We start from the raw sequence: 22,157 nt of genomic DNA on the forward strand, positions 1-22,157 counted from the left end.
GGCACCGAGGCCCCTGCCCGCCGCTCCCCCTCCAACCTCTCCAGCGACACCAGCTTGCCCTCACCGGTAAAGGTGAGCACAAAGCTGCCATACACCCCTTCGTGTTTCAGGAAGCGGCGCAGGTGGTGGGCCGGGAGGCTGATGCTGCGGCCGTCTCTGGCGTGCAGCAGAACGCGCCCGGCCTGGCCTCGGTACCAGGCCAGGTAGCGTTCTGCGGGCAGTGCCAGATCGACGATCAGCCGCTGCATGGCTCAGCCCTGGCTGGCATTGCCGCTCAGGTCACCCAGCTCGCGCATGGCGACGGCGATCATCGGGTAGTCGCTGGTGCCGACGCTGCGCAGCTCACCCAGCAGGGCTTCCCAGCGCTGTACCAGCGTCCGGTTCTGCTCGCGCCAGCTGTCCACCAGCTCCGCCGCCGAGGCATCGGCATGCCCCTTCTGCAGCAGCGCAGTGGTCATCACGCCCAGATAGCTTTCCAGCTGATCGCGGTAGGCTTCCCGGGCCAGGGCCTGCCACTGGGAATTGGCCGGCAGCGCGTTGATCTGCTCGCTGAGCCAGGGCAATTGCAGCTCGCTGCCAAGGGCAAACAGCACCTGGGCGACCTTCTCCGCCGGCTGACCGGTGGCGTCGGCGGCGTGGATCACCCCCAGCATGGTGTAGAAGTGCACCGTGGCCGCCACCTGGCGGGCGATGGCCTCCGGCACACCGGCTGCGATGAACTGATCGTAGCGCTCCTGCCACAGCGCCTTCACCGACCCTTCCAGCATGCTCTCGAAGCCGGCGTTCAGGCTCTGGATCAGCGGCGCGAAGTGCTCGACTTCCTCAGTGGCGTTGAGCTCGGGACCGCGCCGGCGGATGAACCAGCGGGTCGCACCGCGGGCCAGTCGCACCAGCTCCTGCATCAGCTCCAGCTGAACCGCCGCAGGCAGCTGATTATCCAGCTGCTCGATGCTGTCGAACGCTTCCATCAACCGGAACACGTCCCGCGCCACCACATAGGCCGTGACGATCTGCCCTGCGCTGGCACCGGTGGACTGCTCCAGCCGCCGCAGGAAGGTGATGCCCATGTGGTTGACCAGGTTGTTGGCCAGCTGGGTGGCGATGATCTCCCGGCGCAGCTTGTGGTTGGCCACGGCCTCGCCGTGTTCGGCCACCAGCTTCGGCGGCAGCGCCTTGAACAGCTCGCGGCCGATCCAGGCATCATCCGGCGCGCTGGTGTCGACCAGCCGCTCCTTCAGATCAGCCTTGGCGTAGCTGACCAGCACCGCCAGTTCTGGCCGGGTAAGCCCCTGGCCGTTGGCGGCCCGCTCGGCCAGCTGCTCATCGGACGGCAGCGCCTCCAGCGCGCGGTCCAGCTTGCCGGCGGCCTCCATCGAGTTGATGAAGCGGCGGTACTCGACCATGGTATGCGCCGCCTGGCCCTGGGCCAGGCTGATGGCCTGGGTCTGCTTGTAGTTGCTGTCAAGCACCAGCTCCGCCACTTCATCGGTCATGTCCACCAGCAGACTGTTGCGCTGCTTGAGGGTCATGTCGCCGTCGGCCACCAGCTGGTTGAGCAGGATCTTGATGTTCACTTCCTGGTCGGAGCAACTGACCCCACCTGCGTTATCGATGAAGTCGGTGTTGCAGGCGCCGCCCTTGAGGCTGTACTCGATGCGGCCCAGCTGGGTCATGCCCAGGTTGCCGCCCTCGCCTATCACCCGGACGCGCAGCTCGTTGCCATTAACGCGCAGGCCGTCGTTGGCCTTGTCGCTGACGTCCGCATGGCTTTCGCTGCTGCCCTTGATGTAGGTGCCGATCCCGCCGTTCCACAGCAGGTCCACCGGCGCCTTGAGCAGCCGGTTGATCAGCTCGGTGGGGGTCAGCTGATCCTCGGCAATGTCGAAGACCTCCTTGATCTGCGGGCTCAGGGTGATCTGCTTGAGCTGCCGGGAGAATACCCCACCGCCCTCGGAGATCAGCTCCGTGTTGTAATCGGACCAGCCCGACCGCGGCGTGTTGTACAGGCGCTGACGCTCATCGAAGGCGGCCCCGGCATCGGCCGGGTTCGGGTCGATGAAGATTTCCAGATGGTTGAACGCCGCCAGCAAACGCACCGAGCGCGAACGCAGCAGGCCGTTGCCGAACACGTCACCGCTCATGTCGCCGATGCCGATGACGGTCACCGGGTCACGCTGCACATCGATGCCCAGCTCGCGAAAGTGGCGCTGCACGGACACCCAGGCCCCTCGGGCGGTGATCGCCATGCCCTTGTGGTCGTAGCCCACCGAGCCGCCGGAGGCGAAGGCGTCACCCATCCAGAAGCCGTATTCCTCGGCGATGCCGTTGGCAATGTCGGAGAAGGTCGCGGTGCCCTTGTCGGCGGCCACTACCAGGTAATAGTCGTCCCCGTCGTGACGGATGACCTGCTGCGGCGGCACCACCTCGCCGTTCACCAGGTTGTCGGTCACGTCCAGCAGCCCGCGGATGAAGATGCGATAGCACGCGATCGCCTCCTGCTGCACCGCATCGCGGCCCTGATCGTGGGGCAGTCGGCGCGGTACGAAACCGCCCTTGGCACCCGACGGGACGATCACCGAGTTCTTGACCTGCTGCGCCTTGGTCAGGCCCAGCACCTCGGTACGGTAGTCCTCCTCGCGGTCGGACCAGCGCAGTCCACCACGGGCCACCTTGCCGCCACGCAGGTGCACACCCTCGACCCGCGGCGAATAGACGAAGATCTCGTACATCGGCCGCGGCAGCGGCAGCTCGGGGATGGCATGGGGGTCGAACTTCAGGCTGAAGTAGTCCTTCGGCTCGCCATTGGCCTCGGTCTGATAGAAGTTGGTGCGCAGGGTTGCCTTGATCAGATCCAGATAGCGGCGCAGGATGCGGTCCTCGTTCAGCACCGCGACGTTGTCAAGGGCGGCGAGGATGGCCTGCTCCAGCTTCTCCTCCAGCTCCCCGGCGGTGGCCTTGCGTGCCAGCAGGAAGCGGGTCCGGAACAACCGCACCAGCTCCCGTGCCACCGGCGCGTGGTTGGCCAGGGTAGCGGCAATGTAGGGCAGCTCGAAGCCCATGCGGATCTGCTTGATGTAGCGCGCCAGCGCGCGCAGCAGCGCCGCCTCGCGCCAGTGGATACCCGCCAGCAGGATCAGCCGGTTGAAGCCGTCGTTCTCGGCCTTGCCATTCCAGATGGCGGTGAACGCCTCGCGGAACAGGTCGTTGACATCGGCGATGTCCATCTCCGCATCCAGCGCATTGGCGAACACGAAGTCGTGAATCCAGTAGGTCTGGCCATCGGCCCGGGTCAACTGGAAGGGGAACTCACCGAGCACCCGCAGCCCCAGGTTGTCGAGGATCGGCATGACATCGGACAACGGCAGCGAGCCGCCGAAATGGTACAGCTTGCAATGCAGCAGGCCGGAATCACCATCCAGCCGCTGGTGGAAACTCATGGCCAGCGGGTTGTCCGCATCCAGCTCCAGCAGGTGCTGAAGATCCACCACGGCGGTCTCGGGCGTGAAGCGGTTGCTGTATCCCGGTGGCAGGCCCCGGCCGAACTGGCTCAGTACCTCACGGGCCCGGGCTTCGCCCAGGGTTTCCTGCAGTTGTTCACCCAGGTCGTCAGTCCAACCGCGGCTGGCCTGAATTATTTCGTCTTGTAGTTTCAGAGCACTAATCTCCAGAGTTTGGCGCGGGTCTACGTTCAGGATGAACTGCACTCGCACAAGGTTTGAGTCGGAAAACAGGGTCCAGAATTCACTGGCGGTCGCACCCAGCCGGTCCATCAGAACCTGCTGGATCTTCATCCGCGTGGCAGTGGAATAAATATCTCTGGGCACATACACCAGACAGTAATAGAAGCAGCCATAACTGCCGCGGCGTACAAACAGCCGCACCAGGTTGCGCTCCTGAATCTGCACAATGCGCAGCGCCGTGTCGGCAAGCTCCTGCTCGGAGACCTGGAACAGGTCATCCCGCGGCAGCTCCTGCAGCACCTGGCTGAGCTCCTTGTACAGATGGCTGCCGGGCAACAGGCCCGACCGCTCGCGCACCCGCTGCACCTTGCGGCGCAGGCAGGGAATGCTCAGGACATCCGCGGCGTACACGCGGGTGGTATAGAAACCGCTGAAGCGATGCTCGAGCAGCACGCGGCCCTCGGCATCGACTTCACGGATGGACAGATAATCGGGATAGGCCGCGCGGTGTACACGGCTGGCCTGGGGTGCCTTGGCAAAGGACAGCAGCAGGGGTTGGCGCAGGTATTCGAGCAGGCTGGCAGGCAGGGCGCTGGTGAATTCATCGGCGGGCAGCAGCGGCGCATTGCCAAGGCTGTGCCGGGTCTGGATGTCCAGCCGGCGGTCGTCGGCGATGGTGAAGCGTTCGTAGCCGAGGAAGATGAAATTGTCGTCCAGCAGCCATTGCAGAAAATCGCCGACCTCCTCCCGCTCCCCCGCGTCGAACCAGTCGAACGCGGCACCGTCAAGATCAGCGATCAGGGCCTCGACCCGGGCCCGCATCGGCCCATGGTCGGTCACCACCGCCTCGACCTGCCCGAGCGCGTCGCGCAGCCCGCTCTGCAACGCGCTCAGCGCCGCCGGGGTGGTACAGCGATCGATCTCGATATGCATGACCGACTCGCTGGCCAGCCCGCGGTCGGTGTTGTCCGCCGGGTGCAGTTCGAGCAGCCTGCCATGTTCGTCACGTTCCACCGTGAATACGCTATTATGCAGGCGCTGAATGGCAAACCCCTGACGTTGCAACTCGATGCGCACCGAATCCACCAGAAACGGCATGTCCGCATGCACCAGCTGCACCACCGTATGGGCGCACTGCCAGCCGTGGGTCTCGATCGTCGGGTTGAATATCTGCAGCTTGCTGCCGGTGCGGTCGAACTCCTGCAGCAACCGCCACGCGGAGCGCAGACAGCCGAGCAACTCGCTCTGCTGCCGGCCCTGCAGCTCTTCCAGCGGGGTGATTCCGAAGAACTCGCCCGCCAGGACGCCAATCCCATCAGACTCCGTCGGGTCGACCAGCTCCTTCACGCGTTGGCGAAGGATCTGCAACAGCTCCGCCTTGCTGCTGGCGACGATAAAACCCATAACCCACTCCCTCATACCGAGCGGCGGCCGCTACGGCAGTAAAAAAATGGTCCGGAATTGATTCCAGATTAGTCCAGCCGAGACACTTTCGGTAAAGTACCTGCATCGCAGGAAGACCATCGGTGTATTAAGGAAGAACCATGCCCCATCGCGCATCACTGCTGCAATTGAAGAGCTACATGACTCAGCAGGTCTTCGGTCAGGAACACCTGATCGATCGCATGCTGATCTGCCTGCTCGCGGGCGGCCATCTGCTGGTAGAGGGCGCGCCAGGGCTGGCCAAGACCAAGGCCATCAAGACCATGGCCGAAGCCATCGAAGCGGATTTTCATCGCATCCAGTTCACTCCCGACCTCCTGCCTGCGGATATCACCGGCACGGAAATCTACCGTCCGGAGACCGCCAGCTTCAGCTTCCAGCAGGGGCCGATCTTCCATCATCTAGTATTGGCCGACGAAATCAACCGCGCGCCGGCCAAGGTTCAGTCCGCTCTGCTTGAGGCCATGGCCGAACGCCAGGTCAGTATCGGCCGGGAAACCTGGCCACTGCCGGAGCTGTTCATGGTCATGGCCACGCAGAACCCCCTCGAGCAGGAAGGCACCTATCCCCTGCCCGAAGCCCAGCTCGACCGTTTCCTCATGCATGTGCTGATCGGATTCCCCGATGCCGCGCTGGAGCGGCAGATTCTGCACCTTGCCCGCGGGGAAGCCAAGGGCTTCGAGCCAAGAATCAGCCAGCGGGTCAGCCAGGAAAGCATTCTGGCGGCCCGTCAGGAGGTGCTCGGCCTGTTCATGGCGGACGCCGTGGAGGAGTATCTCATCCAGCTGGTCATGGCCACCCGCCGGCCGGAAATGTACAACCCGCAACTGGCCGAATGGATCCAGCTGGGTGCCAGTCCGCGGGGTACCATCGCCCTCGACCGATGCGCCCGGGCCCATGCCTGGCTGGCCGGTCGCGACTTCGTCAGCCCCGAGGATGTGCAGGCCATCGTGCATGATGTGCTGCGCCACCGCCTGATCCTGAGCTTCGAGGCCGAAGCGGCCGGGGTCGATGCCGACCGCGCCATTACCCTGCTGCTCGAATCCGTCGCGGTGGTCTGAGCCGATGGACACCCCCGCGGCCTATACCGCCCTGGATGCGCTGCTCGACATGCGCCGCCACTGCCGTGATCTGCCCGCCTCGCTGCGCCCGGTGCAGCTGGGCCAGCAGGCCGGACGGCAGCTGTCACGCCTGCGCGGCCGCGGTATCGACTTCGACCAGGTGCGCCTCTACCAGCCCGGGGATGACATCCGCAATATCGACTGGCGTGTCACCGCCCGTACCCGCAAGCCGCATACCAAGGTATTCAACGAAGAGCGCGAGCGGCCGGTGTTCGTCATCTGCGAGCAGAGCGCCCGCCTGTTCTTCGGCACCCGGCTGCGCTTCAAGTCGGTGCTCGCGGCGGAGGCCGCGTCGCTGATCGCCTGGATGGCATTGGCCCACAACGACCGGGTCGGCGGCATGGTGTTCGATGACGACGCCTGCCACGAGGTGCGCCCGCGCCGCAGCCGGCGGGCGATCCTGCAATTGCTCGGGCAACTGCTCAGGGCCAACCATGCGCTGGATTCGGACAATCGGGCCGGTGCAGCCGAGCCCCTGAACCTGGCGTTGCGCCGCAGCCGGGAGATCATCCGCCCCGGCAGCGTGCTGTACCTGCTGTGCGACCATGCCGCGGTCGACGCCGTCAGCATGCCCCTGCTGACCGCCCTGGCCTCGCACAACGATGTGATCCTGCTGCCGCTGTACGACGCCCTCGAAGCAAGCCTGCCCAGCGCCCCGGCGCTGGAATTCGTCCAGGGTGATCAGCGCCTGACCCTGAACACCACCGGCACCGCCCTGCGGGAAGCCTGGGCCGCCCAGTTCCTCGCCCGGCAGCAGGCCTGGCAGCGTCTGGCCAGTCGCTTGCACTGCGGCCTGCAACCGCTGGATACCAGCCGCACGGCGGTCGCGCAGCTGCAGCAGTTGCTGGTGGTGCACGCCCGGAGGCGCAGCTGATGGAAGCACTGCAGCAGCAGTTGATTACCCCGGCTGCGCCCGCGCCGATCAGCTGGTGGCCCCCTGCTCCCGGCTGGTGGCTACTTGTCGCAGCCGTGCTGCTGGCGTTGCTGCTCGGCCCCTGGCTGGTGCGCAGACGGCGCCGGCGCAACCGCAGGCGCGCAGGTCACGGGAGCATGAAAACCTTCGCCGACATACCGGCGGGACTGCCGGACCGCCAATGGCTGGCCGAGATCAATATTCATCTCAAGCAGATTCTCCGGCAGCGCGGCGAAGAGCATGCCACCCGCCTGTTCGGCGAAGCCTGGCTGGACTACCTGTGCAGTCGTCCGGGCAGCAACCGCGAGGCGCTGCAGCCACTTGCTGCCGATCTTTACAAGCCCAGCGCCAGCCTCACCTCCGAGCAACGTGATGCCCTGCTGCGGGAACTGCGAGTATGGGTGCGCCATGAACAGCCTTGAATTCGCCTGGCCGCTCTGCTTTCTCCTGCTGCCGCTGCCCTGGGTGTATCGCCGCTGGCTGCCGCCGGCGCAGACCCGCTCAGCCGCCCTGCACGTCACGTTCATGGACAGGCTGCAGAGCATCCGGCCGCTGGCAGGAGAAAGCACCGTCCCCGGGCGGCGCTGGCCTCTGCTGCTGGTCTGGCTGCTGCTGGTACTGGCCGCCGCACGGCCCCAATTGCTGGGTGAGGCGCTTCCCGCCGCCACCAGCGGCCGCGACATGATGCTGGCGGTGGATCTGTCCGGCAGCATGGAGTTCCGTGACATGCAGCTGGACGGCCAGGAGGTCAACCGCCTCACCCTGGTCAAGGCGCTGCTCGGTGACTTCATCGAACGCCGCCGGGGTGACCGGATCGGGCTGGTGCTGTTCGGCAGTCAGGCCTATGTGCAGGCCCCGCTGACCCATGATCGGGAGGCTGTTGCCCAGTGGCTGGATGAGAGTTTCATCGGTCTGGCCGGGCGGGAGACAGCCATCGGTGATGCCATCGGCCTGGCGATCAAGCGATTGCAGGCCGAACCGGCCGCCAGCCGGGTACTGATACTGATTTCCGACGGGGCCAACACCGCCGGTTCGGTCAGCCCGCTGCGGGCAGCCCGACTGGCGGCCGAGCATGGTATTCGCATCTTCACCATCGGCATCGGCGCGGACGTTACCGCCCCGCCGGGCGCCCTCAGCTTCGGTCTGCAGACCGACCCCTCCATCGAGCTGGACGAGCAGAGCCTGCGGCAGATCGCCGAACTCACCGGCGGTGAATACTTCCGCGCCCGCAACGGCGATGACATGCAGGCCATTTATCAGCGGCTCGACCAACTGGAGCCGGCACTGCGCCCCGGCCGGCCGGACCGCCAGACCACCCCGCTGTACCCCTGGCCGCTGGGCCTGGCTCTCCTGCTGAGCCTGGGCCTTTCAGCGGGTGTCGTGCAACGGAGCCGTGCGCATGTCTGATCTGTTCGGCTTCACCCTGTTGCGACCCTGGTGGCTGCTGGCGCTCATCCCGGCGCTGGTGCTGCTGGTCATGCTCTATCGCCATGGCTGGCGTCATTCGGCATGGGAACAGCTGCTGCCACCCGCCCTGCAGGGCTGGCTGCTGCAACGCCAGACCGGCAGTGGCCAGCGTCTGCGCTTCATCGCACTGGGTACTACCTGGCTGCTGGTGATCCTCGCCCTGGCCGGCCCCGCGCGGGAAAGCACCAGCGAGCCCCTGCGTGTGGAAGACCGCTCGCTGGTGATAGTGCTCGACCTGTCCCGGCACATGCTCTCCAACGACCTGCCGCCGGACCGGCTGGAGCGGGCGCGACTGAAAATCCGCAGCCTGATGCAGGATTATCCCGGCAGCCAGCTGTCGCTCATCGTGTATGCCGGCAGCGCGCACCGGGTCACGCCTCTGAGTACCGACCACGCCACGCTCACCAACCTGCTGGGCGCTCTGGAACCAGGCATCATGCCGGTCGATGGCCAGGCCCTGGACGACGCCCTGCGTCTGGCTCGCCAGCCCCTGCAACAGCTGCCCCGCGCCAGCAGTCAGATACTGCTGATCACCAGCGGGCTGGACCGCACCGGTCAACAGGCGCTGGCCGAACATGCCGCCGAGCTGGGTTCGCAGCTCTCTATACTCGGCGTCGGTACCCGCTCCGGAGCGCCGGTCCCGCTGGTGGAGGGCGGCTTCCTGCGCGATGACGAGGGGCGCATCCTGCTGCCGCGCCTGAACAGCGAGCGGCTGGCCAGCCTGAGCCGCCAGCACGGGGCGCGCTACCATGACATCACCGTCAGCCACCGCGATCTGAATTATCTGTTGCAACCGTGGCAGGCCGGCGCCACCACCGATGTACGCCCGCTGATAAGCGACCATGGGCACTGGCTGGTTCTGTTGCTGCTGCCCATCGCCGCCCTCGGAGCGCGGCGGGGCTGGCTGGGTGTGCTGCTGTGCGCCGCCCTGCTGCCCGCTGACGCCCAGGCGCTGCAATGGCAGGATCTGTGGCAGCGGCCCGATCAACAGGCCATGGCGCTGCTGCAGAATCAGCAACCTGCCGAAGCCGCCGAGCGCTTCGAAGACCCGCACTGGCGCAACTGGGCGCTCTATCAGGCCGGCGAGTACCAGCAGGCCGCCGACGGCTGGGCGGATCTTGCCAGAGCCCACCCGGATGAGCCTGCACATCATTTCAACCGTGGCACCGCGCTGGCCATGGCCGGGGACCTCCCGGCGGCGCTGGAGGCCTACGAGCACACCCTCACCCTGGCACCGGATCATCACGGCGCAAGACACAATCGCAAGCTGATCGAGGACTATCTCGAACAGCTGCGCCAACAGGCAGAGGAGCAGCAGTCCGCCGCGCCGGAGTCCGGCAGCCAGGCTGACGACACAGCCAACGGCGCCCAGGGCAACGGCACCGACTCCCCCGCCGGCGGCACGGCCGGCAGCGAGGCGGAAGGCCAGACCGCCCCCGGGCCGGCCCCCTCAGCCAGCGCGGGCGTAGCGGCCAGCAACGGCAACACGAACAATGGCGGCGCCGCAGGAAGTGGCACCGCCGGAGAGCAGGCGCCGGCAGGTAGTGGCACCGAGGCAGCTGACGGCCGGGCCGGCGACGGCCAGGTAGCCGGCCCACGGAACGGTATCAGCGGACAACAGCCGGCACTGGACCAGTGGCTGCTGGAAATCCCGGATGACCCCGCCGAACTGCTGCGCCGCAAATTCCTATATCAGCATCTACAGCAACAGGACGCTAACCCATGATTCGCCTGCTGATCCTACTCCTGCTGAGCCTTCTCAGCCCACTGGCCCACGCCGCGCTTGAGGCCAGCGTCGAACGTACCCGGCTGGTGGAAGGCGAGAGCCTGGAACTCACCCTGGAAACACCCAGCGCCGGCCGGCTCAGCGAACTCGATCTGACCCCGCTGGAAGCCCACTTCGAGGTGCACGGCACGCGCCAGCTCAGCCTGGTCAGCCAGATCAACGGCCGTACGTCACCGGTGACCCGCTGGGTGATCAGCATCACCCCACTGCGCACCGGCTACGTGGTCATACCGCCACTCCAGCTCGGGGACGTCAGCAGCCAGCCGATCAGCCTGCATGTGCTGTCCGCCGACCAGGCGGCTACCGATCGCGGTGCGCGGCTGGCACCGGTGTTCATCGACAGCGAAGTGGATACCGAGACCCCCTACGTCCAGGCCCAGGTGCTGCTTACCCTGCGCATCTACCACTCGGTATCGCTGTTCGATGACTCCACCCTCAGCGGACTGGAGATTCCCAACGCCCGGGTAGAAAGCCTCGGCGCACCGCGCAACTTCGAACGGCTGCTCAACGGCGTACGCCACGGAGTCATCGAGGTGCGCTATGCCATCTTCCCGCAACACAGCGGCGAGCTGGATATCCCCTCGCAACTGTTCAGCGCCACGGCCCTTCAGCCCGGCAGCAACGGTCGCAACGGTGCCCGCAGCGGGCGGCTGGTGCAGGTGCGCTCACCGAGCATCACCCTGCAGGTCAGACCGATTCCCGATGAATACCCGGCTGGTGTCCCCTGGCTGCCGGCACGCAGCCTGACCCTGACCCAGACCTGGCAACCGGACCCGGGTATCGACCTGTTCAGCGGCGAACCGCTGACCAGAACCCTGAGCCTCGCTGCCGAAGGTCTCAACGCAAGCCAGCTGCCGGCGCTGCAGAGCCTGAGCGGGGACGCCGCGCAGGACCAGCAACTGCGCCAGTATTCGGATCAACCTCACCTGCAGACCGAGCTGAGCGACCACGGCGTACGCGGCGCGCGGCATGACAGCGCCGCGCTGGTGGCCTTGCAGGAAGGCACCTGGACCCTCCCGCCCGTGACGGTGCACTGGTGGAATACCGAAGCGGACAGGCTGGAAACCGCCAGTCTCGACAGCGTGGTGCTCAATATCAGCCGGGACGCGGACTTCCCCAGCGTCGGCACGCCCGCAGGCTTCGCCCAGCCCGCCCCGCCGGTGCTGCTCTGGCCCTGGCAGGTCGCCTGCGCCCTGCTCGGTCTGGGATTGGCAGGCTGTCTGTACCTGCTGTATCGCACGCGGCAGCTGCTGGCGGAATATCAGCTGACCGAAACCGAAGAGCATTTCGACGACCAGCAACAGGGCAACCCCCTGGCCGACCTGCAGGCCGCCTGCCGCACCAACCGCCCCGCCGAAGCGCGCAAGGCTCTGGAAGCCTGGGCGAGGCAACAACACAGCGAAGGGCTGATCGGCCTCAGTCACAACCACATCGAACTGGAAGAAGCCCTCGACGACCTCAACGCCTGCCTGTTCGGCCAGGCCCGCCACACCTGGCGCGGCAAACCCCTCTGGCGCGCCGTGCGCATGGTCATCCAGAGCCAGCGACGCGAGGCCGAAGAGGACAGCGCGGCCAGAGTGGAAAGCCTCTACCCGGAGGTGTAAGACAACAGCCCCCTTTTGTCGAGATGGAACTCGACACTCCATCTGGAGGGCCGGGTTCCATCCCGGCCAGGGGCGTTACCCTCGCCCCCTTTTGTCGAGGTGGAACTCGACATTCCATACTGGAGGGCCGGGTTCCATCCCGGCCAGCAGGGTTGCCCTCGCCCCCCCCCCTTTTGTCGAGGTGGAACTCGACACTCCATCTGGAGGGCCGGGTTCCATCCCGGCCAGCGGGGGGTGCCGCATGCTCGCAAAAAAAATCCCCCGACTGCGAACAGCCGGGGGATTGTGGGAGCCGATGCTCGATCAGTCGCGGAGCTTCTCCGGACGGATCAGGAAGCGTGCCAGTGCCGGCAGCAGCCACAGCGCTCCGAACATGTTCCACAGGAACATGAAGGTCAGCAGGATGCCCATATCAGCCTGGAACTTGATGTCGGAGAAGATCCAGGTCGCCACACCGATCGCCAGGGTAAAGCCGGTAAAGGTAACCGCCTTGCCCGTGGTCTTCAGGGTCTCGTAGTAGGCCTCCTGCAGCGGCAGGCCCTGACGCAGATAGGTTTCCAGACGACTGTAGATATAGATGCCATAGTCCACACCGATACCCACACCCAGCGCGATGACCGGCAGGGTCGCCACCTTGACGCCAATCCCCAGGAACGCCATCAGCGCGTTGGCCAGCACAGAGGTCAGCGCCAGCGGGATGATGATACAGAGCACCGCCGGGATCGACCGGAAGGTAGCCAGACACATCAGGATCACCACCACGTACACAGTGATCAGCATCTTGATCTGGGACTTCTCGATGACCACGTTGGTGGCAGCCTCGATACCCGCGTTACCGGCAGCCAGTTTGAACTCCAGGTTCTCGGTGTTGTACTCCTCCGCGAACGCTTCCACCTCAGCGGTGACACGCTGGAGCGTCTCGGCCTTGTGGTCGTTCAGGAATACCATGACCGGCGCCAGGGAGCAGCTGGCATTGAACATGCCTTCTGGCGCACGGCTGATAGCCGTGTTCAGGTTGTCCTGGTTACGCGACAGGGTCTGCCATTTCAGGCTGCCCTCGTTGTTGCCCATGATCACCTGCTTGGCAACAGTCACCAGCGATACGGCAGACTGCACGCCGGACAGGTTTGCCATGCGCCACTCCAGCTGATCGATGGCTTCCATCGTCTCATACGCCGAACACATTTCCGGCGGCGTGCTGACCATGACAACCAGTACGTCGGAGCTGGTCGAGTAGTTGCGGATGATGAAATCGTTATCCAGGTTGTAGCGCGAGTCGGCATGCAGCTCGGGCGCACCCGGATCCAGGTCACCGATCTCCACCTTCTGGCCATGGTAGATACCGAAGGCGAAGGCAATGATGGCAATAACCACGGAAATCGGCGCAACGGCAGGATGCGCGAAGCCCGACAGACCGCGCCACAGGCGCTGGGGACGCGAGTTCAGGTCACGGTTACGCTCGACCGCGCGCTTGCTGATACCGATGTAGGACATCAGCGTCGGCAGCAACACCAGGTTGGTCAGGATGATCACACCCACACCCACGGAGGCGGCAATGCCCAGCTCGCGGATCACTTCGATCTCGATCAGCAGCAGCGTGGCGAAACCGACACCGTCGGAGACCAGGGCCACCATGCCGGGAACGTACAGTGAGCGGAACGCACGACGGGCGGCGGTATAGGCGCTGTCAGCCGTGATCGACTCGATGGACATGGCGTTGATGATCTGTACGCCGTGGGAAATACCGATGGCGAAGACCAGGAAGGGAACCAGGATCGAATAGGGATCCAGTCCGTATCCCAGGGTATGCAGCAGGCCCATCTGCCAGATGACCGCGATTACCGAACACGCCAGGGTAACCAGCGAGCTCTTCAGGCAACGGGTGAAGATCAGCAGCAACGCAAAGGTGATCAGCAGCGCAACACCGAAGTACATCACCACCTTGACGATGCCTTCGATCAGATCACCCACCTTCTTGGCGAAGCCGACGATGTGAATGCTGATGTTGGGATTCTCACCCTGGAACTCGTTGCGGATCTTCTCTTCCAGCAGACGGGAGAACTCGCCGTAATCCAGCTGGATCAACTCACCCTGGTTCTCCGGATTGGGATAGGACTCCTGCAGCGGCACCTCGATGATGGTGGACTTGAAGTTGTTCGCCACCAGACGGCCGATTTCACCGGACTTGAGGATGTTCACCCGCAGGTCTTCCAGATCCTCCTCGGTCAGATAGGAGGGCTTGTCCGCGACCGGACCGCCGTCGAAGCCGTACTCGGTGACCTCGGTCCAGCGCACGTTGGGTGTCCACAGCGAACGCAGGTTGGCACGATCGACGCCGGGCAGGAAAAACACCTCGTCGTTGACCCGCTTGAGGGTTTCCATGTACTCGGTCGAGAAGATGTCGCCATCCTCGATGGCCACGGCAATCCGGATGGAGTTGCCCAGGTTGGCCATGTCGTCCCGATGCTCGATCATGTTGGCGATCCACGGGTGCTGCAGCGGGATCATCTTGTCAAAGCTGGTTACCGGCCGCACCTGGGAGGCCTGAAAGGCCATGAACAGCGTAATTGCCGCAAACAGCAGCAGCACCACCAGCCGGTTGTTGAATATCAGCCGCTCGACAAACGGAGCGGTTTCCTGATGATGTCTGGACATCAAAATCTCCTGGCGTGTAATTCTTATTGAAGCAAGACGTAGGTCGGTTGCTTATCGTTATTCTTCTGTCGCCGGCACTGGTACCACGACCGCATCGGTGCTGGTCGCAGCCCCGTCCGGGCCCGCTGTCACCGCACCCCGCTGCCCTACCAGCAATATGTCATCACCGTCCAGAGCCGTGGCACTGGCCAGGGCAACCCGGTCGCTGCGGATGCGGACGTTGAAGCTGCGCCCGGCATCTTCACTGATTGCAACCACACCACCGACGCCGACAATGACCAGGCGCCCGTCAGGCGTCAGCCCACCCCCTGCCAGAGTGGAATCCAGAGGTCCGTTGTTGGGAGTCATCAGGGTGACTTCCTGCCAGGTATCGCCGAAGTCATCGGAACGGAACACGTTGCCACGCAGGCCCCAGGCAATCACGCCACCTGGTTCGCCTGTGGCAGACACGCCAAACCAGGAGCCGTCATAAGGACCGTTCTCGAGCGTTTCCCAGGTATCGCCATAGTCGGCGGAGCGGTACATGGTGCCCATTTCGCCGACCATGAACAGACCACTGTCCCTGATCGCGGCCAGGGCGTTGTAGTGGAAACCGTCTTCGTTATCCACGTCGAAGGACACGTCATCCCAGGTCTCGCCACCATCATCGGTACGCAGCAGCAGACCGTAGGCACCGGCAGCCAGGCCGGTGTTGGCATCACGGAACCAGACATCCATCAGCGGCTTTTCCAGATAGCCGAAGCCTTCGTCCATTTGTTCGAGCTCGGGATCACGGTACTGCACTGCCCAGGTCTCTCCCCCATCCGCCGTGTGCAATACCAGCGAATCATGCCCGACGGCCCAGCCATGGCTGGCGTCGACGAAGTGGACCGCGGTGAGCAACTGACGCGTCGGCACCGTGGCCTGGAGCCAGGTTGCGCCATTGTCATCGGAATAGACGATATGCCCGCGTGCCCCAACGGCCACAAGGCGATCACCGGCATGCGCAACGTCAAGCAGGAGCGTTCTGCTCGCCTTGAGCGACATGATGGCTGGTTTGAGTTCAATGCTGGGAGCTTGTGTCTGCGCCAGAGCGGAAGACGAGCCGACGAACAGTGCGCTGGCGAGGCCCAGCGCCAATGCAATTCTGCATGACAGAGATTTTCTGGAAACGCGCCATGATAACGGCTCGTGCATAATCCTTCCCCTTTGTTCTTATATAACTCTGCCTTATGGCAGGTCAGGCGATACTATCCAGAATTGACAAGACCCGCCAACTGGACTTGGTTATGTTTTGTTAACCATGGAACATACCGCGCGCGCCGGGAGCAGGCTTCTGGACCTGCAGAGGCGGACGGGACTGTCCGAGCGCAGGCAAGACAAACAGAGGAGTTGTCCCGCTGCGCCTACACAGCGGGACATATTGATATCACGCCAGCGACTTGCTGGCCACTTCGTACACGTCCGGGGAGAGATCATCAGCCTCGAGAATACGCTGCAATTCACCTTTCATCAGTTCCTGCCGCACCGGATCGAACTTGCGCCACCGGGTCAGCGGCGTGATCAGCCGCGATGCGATCTGCGGGTTCAGTCTGTTCAGCTCGATCACCCGATCGGCAAGGAACCGGTACCCTGCCCCGTCCACGGCATGGAAGTTGACCAGGTTATTGTTGGCAAAAGCCCCGATAACCGAACGCACCTTGTTCGGGTTGCGGATGTTGAACGCAGGGTGCTTCATCAGTTCCTGCACCCGTTGCAACCCGCCGGGCAGCGGACTGCTGGCCTGGATGCTGAACCACTGATCCATCACCAGTGGATAGTCCGCCCAGCGCTGGGCAAATTCCTGCAGTGCAGCGTGCTTCTGCTGTTCGTCCGACGAATTCACCAGCGCCACCAGCGCTGCCTGGCGGTCGGTCATGTTGCTGGCCTCGACGAACTGGCGCACGCAGGCGGACATGGCCGCGCTGGACTCGGTCAGCATCAGGTAGCCAAGCAGGGTATTGCGCAGACTGCGCCGCGCCATGCTCGCCGCGTCCGCACTCCAGGGCTCCGCCGTGCTGCCCAGCGACTCGAAGCGCTCCCACATCGGCTCCGCCAGCGCCGTGGCCAGCTCCCTGCGCACGGTCTCGCGCACATGGTGGATGGCATCCACATCCGCCACCTCGGCCAGCTCGATCAGATAGGCCTCGGACGGCAGGCGCAGGATCTCTGCCGCCACAGCCGGATCCAGTTCAGTGTCCGACAGCACCCGGCGATACACTTCCAGCAGGCGCTGATCCAGTAACAGCGGGCGGCCGGCCTGGTGAATTTCCACCAGCCCCTGCAGCACGTCCACCGCCAGCGATTGTGCCGCTTCCCAGCGGTTGAAACCGTCCGGGTCGTGCATGGCGAGGAATACCCGGTCGTCACGACTGAAGGGGTAGACCAGTTTCACCGGCGCCGAGAAGCCGCGCAGCAGCGAGGGCAGCGGCTCCTGCGTCACTCCCTCGAAGACGAACACCTGCTCGGCCTCGGTGACGGCCAGAACCGTTTCGGTACCCAGCTCGCTGCCGCCCATGCGCAGCGGCAACTCCTCGCCCCGCTCGTTGAGCAACGCCATGCGCAGCGGGATCACGAAGGGCAGCTTCTCTGCCTGGCCCGGCGTCGGCGGGCAGCTCTGCCGGCAGCGCAGCTCATAGGTCGAGCTGGATGCATCAAAGCGGCCTTCCACCTCCAGCACCGGGGTGCCGGCCTGGCTGTACCAGCGCTTGAACTGGGTGAAATCCACGCCGTTGGCGTCTTCCAGCGCAGCCACGAAATCATCGCAGGTCACCGCCTGCCCGTCGTGGCGCTCGAAATACAGATCGGTGCCCTTGCGGAACCGCTCCGGCCCCAGCAGCGTATGCAGCATCCGCACCACTTCCGCGCCCTTCTCGTAGATGGTCAGGGTGTAGAAGTTGGAGATTTCCATATAGGACTCGGGGCGCACCGGATGGGCCATGGGGCCGGCGTCCTCGGCGAACTGGTTGGCGCGCAGGAAGGTGACGTCCTCGATGCGCTTGACCGTGCGCGAGTTCATGTCCGCGCTGAACTCCGCATCGCGGAACACGGTGAAGCCTTCCTTCAGCGACAGCTGGAACCAGTCGCGGCAGGTCACCCGGTTGCCCGACCAGTTATGGAAGTACTCATGCGCCACCACCGACTCGACCCGCTGGAAGGCCATGTCGGTCGCGGTATCCGGGTGCGCCAGCACGCAGCTGGAGTTGAAGATGTTGAGCCCCTTGTTCTCCATGGCGCCCATGTTGAAGTCGTTCACCGCAACGATCATGAAGATGTCCAGGTCGTATTCGCGGCCATAGACTTCCTCGTCCCAGCGCATGGAGCGCTTGAGGCTGTCCATGGCGTGGCCGCACTGCTCGCGGTTCTCCGGCTCGACGTAGATGCGCAGGTCGATCTTCCGACCGCTCAGGGTGGTGTAGCTGTCCTGAATCAGGCACAGGTCCCCGGCAACCAAGGCGAACAGGTAGGACGGCTTCGGGAAGGGATCTTCCCAGGTGGCCCAGTGCCGACCGCCCTCGTGCTCGCCGCTGGCAATCAGGTTGCCGTTGGACAGCAGGATCGGATACGCGCCCCGGTCGGCCATCACCGTTGTGGTGAAGCGGCTCATCACATCCGGCCGGTCCAGATAGTAGGTGATCTTGCGGAAGCCCTCGGCCTCGCACTGGGTACAGAACATGCCCCCGGACTTGTACAGTCCTTCCAGCGCCGTGTTGTTCTGCGGCTGGATACGGGTGGTGATGGCAAGCTCGAAGTCGGCTGTTTGCGGGTGCAGAGTCAGACTGTGCTCATCGACCTGGTAGTCGGATGAGTCGATGGCCTGATCGTTGATAGCCACGCTGACCAGCTCCAGCTCCTGGCCATGCAAGACCAGCGGCGGTGCCCCAACCCCAACTGGCCGAGATGGAACTCGGCCCTCCGTAGTGGAGTGTCGAGTTCCATCTCGACAAAGCGTGCCATCGGCACGCCCGTCATTAAGCCTCACCAGCAGACGACTGTGCACCAGCGCATGGTCCTCGAACAGTTCGAAGGTCAGGTGCGTCTCGTCGATCAGATAGTCGGGCTGGCGATAGTCCGTGAGGTAGATTGTCTGGGGTTGTTCGGTACGCATGCTTGGCTCCTCAGGACACACTGAATGCCATAGTGTAGGCGGTATATTTGCGGATATTGATGACAGCGGTGTCCAGCATCAGGTATTGCCCCTTGATGCCGAGCAGGGTGCCTTCCAGCACCGGCTCCTTGTCCAGGTTGGCCGATTTCGGTTTTTCACTGTATTCCAGAACCGGGTAGCGAATCTCCTGCACCTCGGCCGCCGGCAGCGGCTGGATCGCCTGCAGGCCGAAGCGCGCCTGCAGTTCCTGCAGACCGTCGTGGGCACCGTCCAGCAGACGGTCGCGCTCGGCCAGCAGGTCCATCGGCTCCGGTTCACCCTTGAGCAGGGCACGCCAGTTGGTCTTGTCCGCCACCTGCTGCCGCAGCAGGTCTTCCACCAGCCCGGACTGCTGACGGGTAGCCACCCGCAGGATCGGCAACGCCTGACTGGCGCCCTGATCGATCCAGCGGGTCGGCACCTGGCTGGCCCGGGTAATGCCCACCTTCAGGCCGGACGAATTGGCCAGATAGACGATGTGATCGGTCATGCAGAATGTGTCGCCCCACTCCGGCTCGCGGCAGGTGCCCTGGTCATAGTGGCAACGCTCCGGACTGACAATGCAGATATCGCACTGCGCCAGTTTCTTCATGCAGGGGAAGCAGAAGCCCTGGCTGTAGCTCTTCTTCGTGAGCCGGTTGCAATGGGTGCAGTGGATAGGCCCCAGCGCCTCCAGACGGATGGTGCGCCCGAGCAACTCGTTGAGCGGCAGCTGCTGCTCGCCGAGGGGTAAAGCGTACTGGACGGGTTCGTCCAGGGTTCCGAGCATCTTGCGGATACTGCCCTCGCCGCTGACCAACGCCATCAGTGCAGCGTACCCTTGGCCGCGCTGAACAGCGACTCATCCAGGTTGGCCGGCGCCTTCGCCATGTTCTTGCAGCTCTGGCCGATATAGCCGGTACGCTCTTCCTCGGGCAGGTTCTCGATTTCCCAGGCAATGATCGCCTGCAGGGACAACTCCTTCTGCTCCTGAGTCAGCTTGCGGCCGTCCGACCACTTGCCCAGCTCGATCGCCTGTTTCAGGCTCTGATACACCTCGGGCGAGATGTTGCGCAGCATGTTGATGAAGTCGTTCATGAAAACTCCGGAGACTGGTTGGCAATGCGGGGCATTGTACCATCCCGCAAGCGAGCCAGACCGGTGGAATCACCGGGGCGGCCCATGGCCGCCAATCGCCCCGGGGTCGAGGCTCCCACGAAAAACAACCAGACAGAGCCAAACGGTTTTGCATCAGCGCCGCCCAAGCATCTCACCGCTATTGCCCCTTCACTCCCCGTAGGACCGGCGCCGCAGCGCCCGACCGCCGCGCCGCGCTCCCCCTCCACCCCCGCATGAGCGCCCGGCCGCCCCACCGCGATCCCCCTTCACCCCCGCCGGAGCACCGGACCGCCCCACCGCGATAGGCGGCCGGAGGCTGTGGTCAGGACGCTGGATCGGCGCGCGAGCTCGGTTCTTTCATTTGTAGGAGCCCCGACCTCGGGGCGATTGGCGTGCGCAGCACGCCCGCAGTCTATCTGATCCACCGCTGCACACCACCCGCGATCACCCCACACACGCAACCAATCACCAGCCCGCTCACATGCGCCGCATTGGCGATGGCGCCGAAGCCCAGTGCAGTGACCAGGCCGCTCATGCACAGCACCAGCCACGCCAGCATCATGATCACCACCCCCTTGGGCAGGTCGAAGTGCACGTTGGGGGAGATCAGCTGGTACAGCCAGCAATACCCGAGCAACCCGTACAACACGCCGGACAACCCGCCGAACAGAGTCGTCGGCCCGCTCACCAGCCATTGCCCACCGTTGGAAACCAGCGCAAACAGCAACGTCAGCCCCAACAGCCACAGGCTGCCCGAGCGCATTTCGATGCGCCTGCCCAGCTCCCAGTACCACAGCGCGTTGAACGCCAGGTGCATCCAGCCGAAATGCAGGAAGATCGGCGTAACCAGCCGCCACCACTGGGCCAGGTCCGGCTCACTGGCCATCAGGCCCATGCTGTTGACCGGCGTAAAGCTCAGCACGATCACCGCTCCGATGCGGCTGCCGAGCCCGGTCCAGAACGCCACGAAGAAGGTGATCGCCAACACCGCAAGGGTTACCGGCATATACCGCAGCATCAGTGGCCAGTTCAGCCGGGCCGCCGGCCGCACACTGGCGCGGAAGTCCAGCGTCGCCTGCTCCGCCGGCACGCCTTCGGCATAGATCCTGCGCACGATCTCGGCGTCCGCCTCGTCGCCGGTCCAGATCACCTGCTCGCCGCGCTCCTCGGTGATCCGGTGCGGCACGCCCTGCTGATGCAGGAAACGGGTCAGCTGACTCAGGTCCTCATCCAGTTGGCATTCCAGCGCGCGGTGCATACTCATTTCACGTCCACCCAGACAAAATGGTCCGGCAGCACCCGCTCCTCGCCACTCCAGCGGTAAGCCACCAGCCGGCCGTACTTGACGGCACTGTAATCGAGGCACGCCAGGTTCGGACGCAACGGCTGCGGCCTTCCCTGCTGCCAGTAATGGCCGACAAACAACAGCGGCTCATCCACACCATAGAACAGCAATTCACGTTTCTGGCGATAGGTCAGCGGACGAATGGCGATGTGCTCCGGCAGCGCATCCGGCTGAAACACCAGATCGCCGTACGTTTCCGGCGACTCTTCCCAGAACTTGGTGCGGAACATGCCCCGCACCACGCCATCGCCGCCCTTCATCTTCAACCCGTGGGGCAGGTGCATGCCGATGCCGCGCAGCAGCCGGTCGAATACCTGATCGGCAAAGCTGTCCCGCTCCACCGACGCCTGCAGGAACTCCACATCCGGCGTCGCATCCGGGTACTGGCTGGCAAAGGTCTCGATCACCTGGTGGTCCCAGCATGCATGCACCAGCCGGAACTCCCCGGCATCAAGAAACAGCGGCAAGGTCCAGAACCAGTCGAGAAACTCGTCCCACTCCGCCGCGTACCCCTCGAACTGCTCCAGGGTCGCCTGGATCTGCCGCAGGTTGCGGTCGGTATGCTCGCGCACGTAGGCCTGACCGCTGCCCGGCGGGGCCGGCGTGAACCAGCCCAGCGCATTGAACTCATGGTTACCCATGATGCAGCGCGCACTGCCCGCCTCAACCATGTCGCGTACCAGCAACAGCGCCTCGCGGATGCGCGGCCCGCGGTCAATGATATCCCCCAGGAACAGTGCCTGGCGCTGCGGATGCCGCCACACTCCACCGACCCGTGCATAACCCATCTGCTCCAGCAGTTTTTCCAGCGTCCTTGCACAACCATGCACGTCGCCGATGATGTCAAAACCTTGCCAGTGCGAGATGTCTGTCATGTCGG

General features: G+C 64.4%; 14 protein-coding genes and 1 pseudogene. 6 read left to right on the forward strand and 9 right to left on the reverse strand.

From position 1 onward, the window contains the following. Positions 1–29: 29 nt before the first annotated feature. Positions 30–248: pseudogene (locus tag IEW63_RS14635) on the reverse strand (DUF2835 domain-containing protein); the annotation flags it as partial. Positions 249–251: 3 nt separating this feature from the next. After that, entirely contained in the window at positions 252–5,084 is a 4,833-nt protein-coding gene (locus tag IEW63_RS05855) for an NAD-glutamate dehydrogenase (RefSeq protein ID WP_188635680.1), read from the reverse strand. Positions 5,085–5,224: 140 nt separating this feature from the next. On the opposite strand from IEW63_RS05855, the gene IEW63_RS05860 reads away from it, so the two are divergent. The 6 genes from IEW63_RS05860 to IEW63_RS05885 are packed head-to-tail and all read left to right on the forward strand — an operon-like array spanning position 5,225 to position 12,014. Further along, positions 5,225–6,184 (forward strand): AAA family ATPase, encoded by a 960-nt coding sequence (locus IEW63_RS05860; protein WP_188635681.1) that lies wholly within the window; start codon positions 5,225–5,227, stop codon positions 6,182–6,184. Positions 6,185–6,188: 4 nt separating this feature from the next. Continuing rightward, on the forward strand, positions 6,189–7,118 hold the full coding sequence (locus IEW63_RS05865; protein ID WP_229710360.1) for a DUF58 domain-containing protein: 930 nt from the start codon (positions 6,189–6,191) through the stop codon (positions 7,116–7,118). Further along, on the forward strand, positions 7,118–7,579 hold the full coding sequence (locus IEW63_RS05870; protein ID WP_188635683.1) for a DUF4381 domain-containing protein: 462 nt from the start codon (positions 7,118–7,120) through the stop codon (positions 7,577–7,579). The genes IEW63_RS05865 and IEW63_RS05870 overlap by 1 nt, the downstream gene beginning before the upstream one ends. Then, positions 7,566–8,564, forward strand: coding sequence for a vWA domain-containing protein (locus IEW63_RS05875; protein ID WP_188635684.1), 999 nt, complete (start codon positions 7,566–7,568; stop codon positions 8,562–8,564). The genes IEW63_RS05870 and IEW63_RS05875 overlap by 14 nt, the downstream gene beginning before the upstream one ends. Beyond that, complete coding sequence (locus tag IEW63_RS05880; RefSeq protein ID WP_188635685.1) at positions 8,557–10,350, forward strand: VWA domain-containing protein; 1,794 nt, start codon at positions 8,557–8,559, stop codon at positions 10,348–10,350. The genes IEW63_RS05875 and IEW63_RS05880 overlap by 8 nt, the downstream gene beginning before the upstream one ends. After that, entirely contained in the window at positions 10,347–12,014 is a 1,668-nt protein-coding gene (locus IEW63_RS05885) for a BatD family protein (protein WP_188635686.1), read from the forward strand. The genes IEW63_RS05880 and IEW63_RS05885 overlap by 4 nt, the downstream gene beginning before the upstream one ends. A 303-nt stretch (positions 12,015–12,317) precedes the next feature. Here the strand turns inward: IEW63_RS05885 and IEW63_RS05890 are convergent, their stop codons facing one another. From IEW63_RS05890 to IEW63_RS05920, 7 genes are all read right to left on the reverse strand, one after another. Then, positions 12,318–14,669: an efflux RND transporter permease subunit gene (locus tag IEW63_RS05890; RefSeq protein ID WP_188635687.1), complete on the reverse strand. Its 2,352-nt coding sequence runs from the start codon at positions 14,667–14,669 to the stop codon at positions 12,318–12,320. 57 nt (positions 14,670–14,726) lie between these two features. Beyond that, a complete protein-coding gene (locus tag IEW63_RS05895) occupies positions 14,727–15,845 on the reverse strand; it encodes a YCF48-related protein (protein ID WP_188635688.1) in 1,119 nt (372 codons plus the stop codon). A gap of 232 nt (positions 15,846–16,077) precedes the next feature. Then, positions 16,078–18,795, reverse strand: coding sequence for an aminopeptidase N (pepN, locus tag IEW63_RS05900; protein ID WP_188635689.1), 2,718 nt, complete (start codon positions 18,793–18,795; stop codon positions 16,078–16,080). Between the two features lie 10 nt (positions 18,796–18,805). Then, entirely contained in the window at positions 18,806–19,639 is an 834-nt protein-coding gene (locus IEW63_RS05905; protein ID WP_188635690.1) for a DUF2797 domain-containing protein, read from the reverse strand. Continuing rightward, on the reverse strand, positions 19,639–19,911 hold the full coding sequence (locus IEW63_RS05910) for a YeaC family protein (protein WP_188635691.1): 273 nt from the start codon (positions 19,909–19,911) through the stop codon (positions 19,639–19,641). The genes IEW63_RS05905 and IEW63_RS05910 overlap by 1 nt, the downstream gene beginning before the upstream one ends. 433 nt (positions 19,912–20,344) lie before the next feature. After that, entirely contained in the window at positions 20,345–21,196 is an 852-nt protein-coding gene (locus IEW63_RS05915; RefSeq protein ID WP_188635692.1) for a rhomboid family intramembrane serine protease, read from the reverse strand. Next, positions 21,193–22,152 (reverse strand): metallophosphoesterase, encoded by a 960-nt coding sequence (locus IEW63_RS05920; RefSeq protein WP_188636055.1) that lies wholly within the window; start codon positions 22,150–22,152, stop codon positions 21,193–21,195. The genes IEW63_RS05915 and IEW63_RS05920 overlap by 4 nt, the downstream gene beginning before the upstream one ends. Positions 22,153–22,157 lie beyond the last annotated feature (5 nt).

The organism is Halopseudomonas pertucinogena, from assembly GCF_014646575.1.
Lineage (GTDB): Bacteria > Pseudomonadota > Gammaproteobacteria > Pseudomonadales > Pseudomonadaceae > Halopseudomonas > Halopseudomonas pertucinogena.

Bases quoted from the DNA above. Each gene is read 5' to 3' on its own strand.
- IEW63_RS05855 (WP_188635680.1), bottom strand. From the start codon at position 5,084: ATGGGTTTTATCGTCGCCAGCAGCAAGGCGGAGCTGTTGCAGATCCTT.
- IEW63_RS05860 (WP_188635681.1), top strand. From the start codon at position 5,225: ATGCCCCATCGCGCATCACTGCTGCAATTGAAGAGCTACATGACTCAG.
- IEW63_RS05865 (WP_229710360.1), top strand. From the start codon at position 6,189: ATGGACACCCCCGCGGCCTATACCGCCCTGGATGCGCTGCTCGACATG.
- IEW63_RS05870 (WP_188635683.1), top strand. From the start codon at position 7,118: ATGGAAGCACTGCAGCAGCAGTTGATTACCCCGGCTGCGCCCGCGCCG.
- IEW63_RS05875 (WP_188635684.1), top strand. From the start codon at position 7,566: ATGAACAGCCTTGAATTCGCCTGGCCGCTCTGCTTTCTCCTGCTGCCG.
- IEW63_RS05880 (WP_188635685.1), top strand. From the start codon at position 8,557: ATGTCTGATCTGTTCGGCTTCACCCTGTTGCGACCCTGGTGGCTGCTG.
- IEW63_RS05885 (WP_188635686.1), top strand. From the start codon at position 10,347: ATGATTCGCCTGCTGATCCTACTCCTGCTGAGCCTTCTCAGCCCACTG.
- IEW63_RS05890 (WP_188635687.1), bottom strand. From the start codon at position 14,669: ATGTCCAGACATCATCAGGAAACCGCTCCGTTTGTCGAGCGGCTGATA.
- IEW63_RS05895 (WP_188635688.1), bottom strand. From the start codon at position 15,845: ATGCACGAGCCGTTATCATGGCGCGTTTCCAGAAAATCTCTGTCATGC.
- pepN (WP_188635689.1), bottom strand. From the start codon at position 18,795: ATGCGTACCGAACAACCCCAGACAATCTACCTCACGGACTATCGCCAG.
- IEW63_RS05905 (WP_188635690.1), bottom strand. From the start codon at position 19,639: ATGGCGTTGGTCAGCGGCGAGGGCAGTATCCGCAAGATGCTCGGAACC.
- IEW63_RS05910 (WP_188635691.1), bottom strand. From the start codon at position 19,911: ATGAACGACTTCATCAACATGCTGCGCAACATCTCGCCCGAGGTGTAT.
- IEW63_RS05915 (WP_188635692.1), bottom strand. From the start codon at position 21,196: ATGAGTATGCACCGCGCGCTGGAATGCCAACTGGATGAGGACCTGAGT.
- IEW63_RS05920 (WP_188636055.1), bottom strand. From the start codon at position 22,152: ATGACAGACATCTCGCACTGGCAAGGTTTTGACATCATCGGCGACGTG.